At 63.6% G+C, this 10,067-nt stretch carries 8 protein-coding genes and 1 pseudogene; 7 read left to right on the forward strand and 2 right to left on the reverse strand.

Translation table 11 applies throughout. The annotated features are described in order from the left end of the window. Nucleotides 1–687 precede the first annotated feature (687 nt). The 5 genes and pseudogenes from RKP46_RS00790 to RKP46_RS00810 all read left to right on the forward strand — a co-directional run. A pseudogene (locus tag RKP46_RS00790) lies at nt 688–768 on the forward strand (hypothetical protein); the annotation flags it as partial. 234 nt (nt 769–1,002) lie between these two features. Then, a complete protein-coding gene (locus RKP46_RS00795; RefSeq protein ID WP_311104877.1) occupies nt 1,003–1,146 on the forward strand; it encodes a hypothetical protein in 144 nt (47 codons plus the stop codon). A gap of 308 nt (nt 1,147–1,454) precedes the next feature. Further along, nucleotides 1,455–4,493, forward strand: a complete 3,039-nt coding sequence (locus tag RKP46_RS00800; protein ID WP_311104871.1) for a hypothetical protein — start codon at nt 1,455–1,457, stop codon at nt 4,491–4,493. 29 nt (nt 4,494–4,522) lie between these two features. After that, complete coding sequence (locus tag RKP46_RS00805; protein WP_311104872.1) at nt 4,523–5,590, forward strand: hypothetical protein; 1,068 nt, start codon at nt 4,523–4,525, stop codon at nt 5,588–5,590. Continuing rightward, a complete protein-coding gene (locus tag RKP46_RS00810; RefSeq protein WP_311104873.1) occupies nt 5,587–6,507 on the forward strand; it encodes a hypothetical protein in 921 nt (306 codons plus the stop codon). Before RKP46_RS00805 ends, RKP46_RS00810 begins: the two co-directional genes overlap by 4 nt. A gap of 104 nt (nt 6,508–6,611) precedes the next feature. On the opposite strand, the gene RKP46_RS00815 is transcribed toward RKP46_RS00810, so the two are convergent. Continuing rightward, nucleotides 6,612–7,508 (reverse strand): Dyp-type peroxidase, encoded by an 897-nt coding sequence (locus RKP46_RS00815; protein ID WP_311104874.1) that lies wholly within the window; start codon nt 7,506–7,508, stop codon nt 6,612–6,614. A gap of 70 nt (nt 7,509–7,578) precedes the next feature. Continuing rightward, nucleotides 7,579–7,872, reverse strand: a complete 294-nt coding sequence (locus tag RKP46_RS00820; protein WP_300332283.1) for an acylphosphatase — start codon at nt 7,870–7,872, stop codon at nt 7,579–7,581. Nucleotides 7,873–8,001: 129 nt separating this feature from the next. Here RKP46_RS00820 and RKP46_RS00825 point away from each other — a divergent pair, with 129 nt between their 5' ends. Both RKP46_RS00825 and RKP46_RS00830 read left to right on the forward strand, forming a co-directional pair. Beyond that, the gene (locus tag RKP46_RS00825) at nt 8,002–9,486 is read left to right on the forward strand and encodes an NADH-quinone oxidoreductase subunit M (RefSeq protein ID WP_311104875.1); all 1,485 of its coding nucleotides are present in this window, start codon (nt 8,002–8,004) and stop codon (nt 9,484–9,486) included. 6 nt (nt 9,487–9,492) lie between these two features. Beyond that, nucleotides 9,493–10,067: putative inorganic carbon transporter subunit DabA (locus RKP46_RS00830; protein ID WP_311104876.1), on the forward strand; the 575-nt coding region annotated here is incomplete at its 3' end.

Consider the following 10,067-nt stretch of genomic DNA (forward strand, 5'->3'; position numbering starts at 1 on the left):
AACCGACAGCGGCGGCTTCCGGCTGGCGGCGAGCGGCGCCGAGCTGGGTCGCTAGGCGGAGCGCGAAAGCACGCCGTGCGCTGCCACCCGGTGCCGGGTGATGGTGTCCTGAAACTCCGACGCACTTACTCCGTTGGCCGCGAGCGCTAGCGCTGGCATGCGTCTGTACGGCGACGAATTCTCTGTTGGCGTTCTGGATCGAATCCGGGTGGTCGTTATGTCGGTGCCGGAGATTCCGCACCGCGCACTGTTGCGCCTGGTTTGCGAGTGGCTTGATTGACGTACCGCGACGGGCAGCTGGCAGGAAGGCGGCTGCCGCAAAACCTTGGCAGAGCTCGCGCGCGCCACGTCATCGAACTTCTGGCCGCCCGTGCCCGATTCACGTCGCGCCAGTCGGACTTGCGAGCCGGCGACTGCCCGCCGATTGGGAAACGCGCTGAGGCGTGCGGCTGCTGTTGCTTGAGAAACTTCGTCGATCCGACGCGCTTTTCCGGCCGCTCCTAGCGCGCGGCCAACTGGATCGAGGTCGGGACCACCTCGGGGCGGCGTGATCGGGTCGCCAAACAGATCCTGCTCCTGCCGTTGCACAGTAAATGGCGCGAGCGACTCTCGCCCAGACCCCGTGATCGCCTGAACAGCCCGGTGCGTGCGCCGGCAAGCAACTGGCCGGAAGGAGGATTTGCCACTGTGCGCTGCTGGGATGAACGCCTCAAACGACGGCTGATCGCCCCTGCGCTCGACTTGTTTCACCGGCCGCAGGCGAATGTCCCCGAAGCCTGCGCTGCGCGCGTCAGGACGCTGGCCGCTTATCGCTTTCTGCGTAGCCGGCAGAGGTGTACCCTCAAGCGAGTCTCACCCCGCACATCACGGCGACCTTCGGGCGGATTCGTGCACACCGGCTCGTCCTCGTCCCACAGGGTATGGCGACGCTCAAGGATTCACATCATCCTGCAGCCGACTGACTGGGTTCCGTCAATAGCACGCGACCAGGCCGTCAGCTTGATGCTGCACAACACCGTGGCGTTCAGCGTCGCGAAGCGTCCGCCTGGCAGTGTCCACCTCGGCACCGTCATCGCCGCCGCTCGCAAAGGCTTGCTGCTCGCCACACTCCGCACTATCCCGGCAAGCGTGCAGGGGAGTGAGTGATTGGCCTTCACCTGAGTGTCGATCGCCGCTCATCGGCCTCTCCTGCTTTCAGGATAAGCCGCGAAACGCTCAATATGTTCCGCAAAAACAGACATGTACCAGATGCTTCGTGAATCCAAACCCGGCATGTATCCGAACTCTTGCGTTTTGTAACCAAAGCGCAAAGCGTCTCAGACGCTGCTTTGGGCGCATGGAACTGTCCTCCAAGCACTGGAGTTGACTGGAACACGCATCATGAGGCTATAATAGAGCAGAAAGAGGCAATTTCTGATCTGTTGGTAGACCACATATGTCTGGAGGATCCGCCCGTGTTCAAGGAAATCTTTTCTCTTCACGACAAGCCGCTATCTCCCTATCTTGATACCAGCGCCTACGGCGACGATAGGAGCGCGCTTTCCTTTGCCTTGCACGCTCATGCCGAAGCCCAGTTGGGCTACCTCTTGCACGAGTTGCTTCCCGAGCTACACAGTCGCCTGACAAACCTGCTCCCCTCAGAGATGCCTGTCTGGTTGGGGCGCGGCAAGCAAAGCGCGGCCTTGCGCAGGGTTCGCCACATGCTCCAGCAAGTGAATCGCGTGCTTTCCGCGCCCGCGCATCCGCTATCAGGCAACCAACCGCACAGCAGTAAAGCGCACTCGCTACTCTACTTCCGGGGTGGACGAGCGGTGACCAGTCCAGTCCTCCTGGCCATCCAAGCGCTGTTGTTTTCGCATTCCGCGTGGGGAACGGAAAGCTACCTTCATGACGTCAAGTCGGCGGCCCGGGCGAGCGAGTTGCTTGCCCACCACTCTGATCCTATCCGCCAATGGATTGTCTTTCTGATTGCTTGGCACAACGTCTTTCGCACTTGCGTTGGCAGTAACAAGGAGTCGACGGTACTTGTGCGGGATACGCAGGGCAACATTTCACTACGGGACGACCTGCTTCCCGAAGTCCTCGCGGAGCACTTGAAGAACGGATTTGAGGCATACCGAGAGGGCGACATCGATTGGAAGGAAGGCCTCCTGAGCGCCCTTTGGCTCGTGTCCGAGGGCTATGAATCACGCGAGGGCGACAAAGTCGAGCACGCCTTGTTCGAAGCGCTTGGCAAGACGATCACGCGTAGCTGGGAGTGTTCGCAGGGCAGTGGTGGGGATTCAGTAGAGGGTGACCGCTGGCTGGTGGTCTTCGAGTATGGGCACTATGTGTTCAAAGACAACGCGTGCCCGAAGCGGGAGGCCATTGCACAGAGGGTGTTGTGCTTTTCCGGTGGTTCGCACGGTGTGGCATGGATATCGCTCGACCGTTACTGGGCGACGCACCACGGCCATCGTCTGGTGGACATCGACGATCTTGAGCGTCTCTTCGTGGATGTTGGCGAGAATGTCGACCGTCCGGCGTCCCTACCGTGGCGGGGTCAGGCGGTTTTCTACCACCTTGACTTGGAATCCGAGGACCATTGGAAAGAGGCGTATTTTGCGGCGTTCGGCGTATGCCCTCCGGCTAACGGCCCAGATGCATGGCAACTGATCACGCACTCGCTGGTGAAGAGTTTTCCTGAGCCTTCCCGCGTTCCCTGGGCCTACGTGATGAGGGTTCTCGAAGTGCTCGCACACATCAGTCGTTACCGCGAGAGCTTCTGGAAGCTGAGGGTCTGCTTTCCCGCCAATCAATGCGATCCCGAGGTTGGTGTCAGCGCCTCGTGGATCTACCTGCCGAAAGCGTGCCCTTCCGTCAGGGAAGTCGAGACGGCCATCGAGAACAGGGACTGGCGAAACGCCAGGCTGGTGGTTGCTCGCACGCTGAGCGCGTTGCTCTGGAACCAGCGCATGACCTTCGGTAATACCCTGCAGTTCCTCGAAGCAGAAGAAAGATGTGCGCAAGACGACTGGCTGAATCAGTGGTGGGAGCTTGCCAGGATAACCCACGAGCGTTTCCACGCTAAAAAGCAGTTCGAGCACTACTTGCAGGTCTACACGTCTGCGCCCATACAGAATGTCTTGCGTCGTCCGCGTTTGCCTCGGATGACTGTCCCAGCAAATAGGGAGAGAAAAGACGATGGCTATGTACTGGGCGTCGATATCGGGGGCGGCGGTGTAAAGTGGGCCGTCTATTCTTTGGGGAACGGGCCAGAACACTCCTTCAGCGTGCGCGGGTATGGCCAGTATCCGACCGCGCCGAACAAAGGCACGCCGAAATACCGGGATGCGAAGGCTTTCGTCAAGCGCCTTCAGGAGGAGTTGGAGAATCATTCTTGGCCGCCGGAATGGTCTTGGGAGCGCTGCCGCGAGGAACTGCGTGCCGTTGGCGTGACTTGGCCGGGTGCAGTTTCCGGTCCGTTGGCTCACGAGAGCGTTCGGGCGCCTTCCGGAGTATTGGAGTACTTTGAGGGATTCAAGGCAAGTGCGTCGATTCCTGGCGACGGGAAAGTGTTCTTTGAAGCGGATGCTCAAGACTTACGGCGCCTCGAAGTGCGAGAGGCATTTGCCGAGGCCTTCTTCGGCGACGCCGGCGATGACCGGGTGACGCTGATCAACGACGGAGTTGCCCATGTCTTGAACGCCTGGTCAGCTACTGCTGGCGACCTCAGGGGCCGAGTGGAGCGTGCCATCATCATTGCAGCGGGCACCGGAACGGCGATGGGGGCGATCAACGCGAGGACCGGCAGGGTGCTGGACATCCTTGCCGAACCCGGCAAGGTTGTCGTCTATGTCGGAATGGAGGCGGGTACTGCTGGGGTAACCGGCCTTGGGCGAGATGCCTTCAACAAGCTGGCGTTGTCCACCGCGGCAGGCGAGGAAGCGAAAGGATTGGTCGGGTCAGTCGGAGGGGTTCCAAAGATCGAGTCGCTGGTCATCGGCTATCTCCTGGCAAGAAGTAGAATGCGGGGCCATAACCTGGACTCTGCGCTCCAGGAGGAACTGGATACTATCGGTGGGACCTGGAAGACGGAAACGGCGGGTTTCGGCACGTTCCAAGATCTTCCGGCACATGTGGCGGATCTCCGTGCTAAGCTGGGCCTGGAGGACGAAGAGAGGTTCCAGGACTTCGCTGTTGCCGTCGCCGCGCGTGTCGGATGTCAGTTGGCCGACCTTGTCGCGCTGACATGGGAATTGTTCCGGTCGCGCACGGTATTCATCAGCGGCGGACCGATGACCGGATCCAGCGGTGAGTTCGTCCATCAAGCAGCATGCAAGGCGCTTCGTGAACGTTACGGATTTCATGTCGTCGAGAAACCCGGCCAGAGCGATCCTGGCCAGCCACATCATCTCGCGCGCCGCATCGTCATCGGCAAAGCGCCTGCCATCGGCGAAGGCCCCTCCGGCGCGCACGGCGCCGCGCTGGCTGCTTTGCAGCTGCTCCTGTGATCCGTCGACAGCGTAATAGAGGTGTTCACATGAACGATGGCGACAGCACTCAAGTAACCAGTCTCGTCCCCTCGATCGCTACGTTTACCCGCCTCGAACTGGGCCAGCGTCCCCGCGTGCAGGCGCTGTTCCCAGGCCGAGACCGACTGCCCGGCAGCGGTACCGCCGGCTACGTTCGTTCTCCTTTGCGGTCGGCTCTGGCAGACCCGGTACGCGTCGAAATGGCAAAACGCACGGGTGCTCTGGCTTGGAGGGACTACCCGGACGATGTGCTGACTCCGGTTGGCGACGTACTCGCTTCGCTTGCCGGCGACCGGGATCACTTGCTGATCAGTGCTCGCAACACCTTGAACGAGCTCGGCTACCAGGCGCGTTTGTCGGGGTGCTGGTATCGACGTCGGGGAGATCATCCGCCAAACAGCGACTGGCCGGTCTTATGCTTTGACGAAGCAGGGCTGCAATTGCTCCAGGCAGACGACGCGATCCGTCGCCCGAACGACTTGATCACCGGCCTTCCCCTGGTGATCGACGGGCAAGCCATGTCGCGCGCGTTCTTCATATACCAATGTTCCGACATGGCGCACGTTTTTGAGGTGGATCCGCAAGGCCGTCTGGGACCATCGCAGTTGAGCAACCCGTCTGATCGACGCGCCGCAAACTCCCGCGTTTGGCAGGATCTTTCCGATAGGTGGCAGGACATGCGCAACCGAAATGTAGAGGCTGCGTCGGTAGCTGCTGAATTGGAACATATGGCCGAAACGCGCGGTGTGCAGCAGAGCCGCCACTTGCTGCACTCATTGATTGCTCAACGTCACGACGGAAGCATTGTTGCTTTCGCCATAAGCGGTGCACTGCACCACATCAGCCGCCACATCTCGCGAAGTTGGAACGTGCAGCACGCGGTGCTGCTGGATAACAGCGGCTCTGTCGGCTGGCTATCCCGGCTTGCCCGGCAATCGGACAGCATCCTGCTGGTCGCCGGTCCCAATTACCGTCCGCGCGGGACCGTTTTTCTGGATATTTCGCTGCCGGAGTTCATGCGTCCGAGTGAGCATCCCGCTCTACTGTGGAATCGCCAGAACAATGAAGAGCAATGAAGCGTCCGGCAGCGGTTCTGACGCTTGACGATTTGCGTCTTCTCGCCGAGTTGGCCCGTGAGCGCCCGGATTCGCATGCCGCATCAGCTCGACTATTGGGCATCAATCGGGCGCGCCTGACTCGGCTGATGCTGCGCGTCAACGCGCATCTGGGCGAGGAGCTCGCTTGGCGAAGTGGGAGTCGGTTTTCACTGCCGACGGAGGTTGTGCGCATCGCCGGCGCCTTTGAGAGATTTGAGCGCGCGCTTGAGGACGTCAGTGGCTCGCCCCTGATTTCAGCGGGCAGCAGCGCTTCCATGCTGTTCCTCCGCCTGCTCAGCGCGGATTCCACCCACTTTTCCGGTCGTATCGTCAGCCTCCGCTCGGACAGGGTTGTGGAGGCGCTGAGCAACCATTCCCTGGACCTTGCTCTGGTCAGCGACAGATCGGCTTGTCTGTCACGTTGCCGTCCGTTTAACGGTATCGGCTCAGAACAATCAGTAGGTGACGGCTTGATTGCCCGAACATTGCTTGAATGGCGAGTTCATGCGATCACTCCGGTATCGCCGGTAAGACGTGGCATTATTCACATGCTCGAATGGGAGGAGGGCAGTTCAGGCGCTGCCTTGCAAGCGCTCCTGACGCCGCTTCCTCACGAAACCCCCTATCCGCGACTCCGCTGTGCTTCCTTCCTTCAAGCGGTCGAGCTGGTAAGGCGTGGGCTCGTTTGCCGGGCGGCAGTTCCCAGTATTTACCTGAGAAGCTGCGAGCCAGCCTTGAGTCAGCAACAGTTGGAGCCGCTGAGCAGCGGTTACTTGGTGGCCATACGGCGAAAAAGCGATGGCCAGCGGTGGATGGCCTATCTCGATCCCACGAAGTGGAAAAATGTGATTGATTTGGAACGAGATGCGGCCCCGGAGATTCGTTCAGCAGGATAAATGGCAGTCTTGCCCGATCGAAGGGCTACGGAAGCAGCCCAGACAGCAGCGAGAGGATGAGGAGCAGAATGAGGAGAAACCACCGAGGATGGCCTGGCCCGATCTCAGCCCGCGATTCCCAGCGGCCGCAGGTCGGGCTGGCCGTCGCGCATGGCCGGGCACCAGAAATAGGCGCCGGACTCGGGACGCGTGAATGCGAACAGCGCGTCGACGACGCCATCGTCGAGGCCGAGCATGCGGCGTAGCTGCGCTTCAAAGGGGGCGAAAGACGCGGCGAAGGCGACGAAGACGAGACCGCCGCTGTTTCCTTCCGCCCAGGGCATCGAACGACGGAGGATGAAAGCCGGCGGCGCGAAGCTTTCCTGCGCCGTCCGCTTGACGTGCGCTGATGGCGGCGCGTCGTCGATCTCCTCGTTGCTCGTTCGCCGGCGGCCGATGGCCAGATCCTGGCTGCGCCGCGGCATTCGCTCGAAGCGCGCGAAATCGTGCCGCCAGCGCTGCACGGCGACGAAACTCGAGGCGGCGAGGGCAGGGTCGTCGTCGGCGACCAGCGCTGCGTTGCGTGCCGCATCGCCGACCGGATTCTCCGTGCCGTCTTCGTAGCCGGTCAGATCGCGCCCGCCGGCGTGCTGGAAAGTGTCGCAGGCGTCGTCGAGGCGCAGCGCGGGCGCCAACAGATGCTCGTAGCGGCGCGCGCGCTGCAGCAACTCGCCGCGGTCGTCGCCGCGCAACCAGATCCACAGCGCCGCCGGCGTCGCCGGCGGCTCGACGCCGACTCCGGCGAGCGTCGGAAAGCCGCGCAGTCCGGCGATCTCGGCGCCGAGCGCGGAGACCAGGCTGCGCCCGATGCCAAGCACGGCGCGTTCGCCGTCGATCACCGCCGCCAAGGCGCGCAGGCTGGCGCCGGGTGCTGCGCTCGGGGCAAGCGAAAAACTCAGGTAGCGCGCCAGCGGCGGCAACGGGAGAAGGATTCCGGCTTGCGCCGTACGGGCCGTGTTCATCGTTTCTGCCCCTCACGAAAGAAAGATGGGAGCGCCGCCAGGCGGCGAAGGAAGTCGTTGGCCGGCTCGCTCAGCGAGTCGCAATCTGCGCGAAGCCTGCGCCGGGATCGACTTCAGCCGCGTTGCCCGGGTTGCTGACGACGCTGTCGACGCGGGCCATCGACGGGCCGCGCTGCGCCCACTGGGTCAGCGTATCGACTGCTTCCGGCGGCCCGACGACGAGTGCCTCGACGCTGCCGTCGCGTCGGTTGCGCACCCAGCCGGCGAGGCCAAGGCGTTGTGCTTCAGCACACAGCGACCAGCGATAGCCGACGCCCTGGACGCGGCCGTGAATACGCAGATGGCGACAAATGGCAGCGCTCATCGGAGTCTCCAAGCGGTGGATGGCGGTGCATGGCGGCCGCGCAGGCGGCCAAATGCTGGCATAATCGTCGTCCATGGGGAGAAGAATTTCAAGCGAAATCGTTGCCGCAGCGTACACCGGCGCGCCCGCATGCTGAAAACTCTCCTCGTTCTGCCCCTGCTGGGCGCCGCTCTGCTCTGGCTGCTGCCCAGCCGCAGCGCCGAAGTGCAGCGCCATCTGGCCAGCCTTGCCGCGGCCGGCACGATGTTCTGTTCCTGGTGGCTGGCGGCCAGTTTCGACGCGAGTTCGCCGGACGTCCAGTTCTTCGAGACGCGGCCGTGGAATCCGCGTCTGGGGTCGAATCTGGCGCTCGGCCTGGACGGGATTTCGCTGGCGATGGTCGTTCTGGCGACGATCCTGTGCTTCGTCGCCATCGTTTCCTCGACGACGGTGCGCGACACGACGCGCAACGGTGCGCGCCTCTACTTCTCGCTCATTCTGGTGCTCGAAACAGCGCTGCTCGTCGTCTTCGCCGCGCGCGACTGGTCCTTGTTCTACGTCTGCTGGGAGTTGACGCTGATTCCGCTGTTCTTTCTGATCGATCGGCTGGGTGGCGCCAATCGGCATCGCGCGGCGCTCAACTTCGTTCTCTACACGCTCGGCGGTTCGGTCTTCATGTTGATCGCCTTGCTTCTGCTCTACGACGCTGCCCCCGAGCACAGCTTCGCCATGGTCGACATGGCGGCGGGCAGCGCGGAACTGCCCGTGCGCACGCAGGTGCTCGTCTTTCTCGGCCTGCTCATCGGCTTCGGCGTCAAGATGCCGATCGTTCCGCTGCACGGCTGGCTCCCACTGGCGCACGTCGAGGCACCGAGCCCGATCTCCATCCTGCTTTCCGGAATCCTCCTCAAGATGGGCGCTTACGGATTGATCCGCGCCGTGTGGACGCTGCCCGCGGCGGCGCTTGCGCTGCAGGATTGGCTGGCCGCGCTCGCCCTGCTCAGCCTGGTCTATGGCGCCGTACTCGCCTGGCGGCAGACCGACCTGAAGGCGATGATCGCCTATTCGTCGATTTCGCACATGGGCGTCGTCCTGCTCGGCATCGCCGCGCTCAACCCGGCCGGCCTGAACGGCGCGGCGACGCAGATGGTGGCGCACGGCTTTGCCGCCGGGCTGCTCTTTCTGCTCGTCGGTCTGCTCTACGAGCGCACGCACAGCCGCAACCTGGGTGACTACGGCGCGCTCAGGCGCAGCGCGCCGCGCTTTGCCGTGTGGATCGTCTTCGCGCTGCTCGCCTCGGTCGGCCTGCCGGGCAGCGCCGGCTTCATCGCCGAACTGCACGTCCTGATCGGCGCTTACGCGCGCTGGGGCGGCTGGCTGGTCCTCCTGTCGCTCGCCGTCCTGATCTCGGCGGCGTACGCGCTGCGCGCCATCCGCTGCCTGTCGACCGGACCCGAACGCGCTTTCGGAACGGCCGCGCCGGGCGTCGCCGCCTTTGCCGACCTCAGCCGTCTGGAGGTTGCGGCTGCCGCGCTGCTCGCTGGCGGCAGCGTGCTCATCGGCGTCTATCCGCCGCCGCTGCTGCGCCTGCTCGGCGCTTCGGTGGCCAAGCTGGCGCGCCAGTTCGCCGGCTGAAGGCGCATGGCGGCCGACGATCTTGCCCACCTGCGCGAGTGCGTTGAGCATCTGGCGCACCGCCTGCCGGCGCAGGCGCCGCTGCGCGATTTCGTCCATCACAACACGCTGCACGCCTATCAGCACCTGCCCTTTGCCCAGGCACTGACGGCTGCCGCGCGGTTTACCGGGGCGCGTCCGTGGCTTGCCGAAGCGCGTTGCCGCGAGCTTTTTCGCCAGGGCCGGATCGACGCCGCCGACCTGGACGCGGCCATGCGCCAGGTGGCGGACAGCCGCCCCGACGAGCTTCTCTGGACGGCCAGCGAGCCGCCGCTGCGGCGCGCCGATCTGCTGCGCGCGCTGCTCCTGCATCAGCCGGCGCCGCCGACCGCGCAGGGTCTGCGCTGGCTGGTCGAGGAGCAGCAGCTTGACACGCGCCTGCCCGAGGACCTTGATCCGGCAGTGCGCCGGCGCCTGCTCGCCGCCGCCGCCGCCGACGGTCTCGCCGAGCCGGAGTTGGTTGCTGATCTCTGGCAGGCGGTGCGCGAGCTGACCGCGGCGCGCTCCGCCGATGCGGATGCGGATGCGGATGCGGATGCGGA

Source organism: Accumulibacter sp. (assembly GCF_031732815.1).
GTDB lineage: Bacteria > Pseudomonadota > Gammaproteobacteria > Burkholderiales > Rhodocyclaceae > Accumulibacter.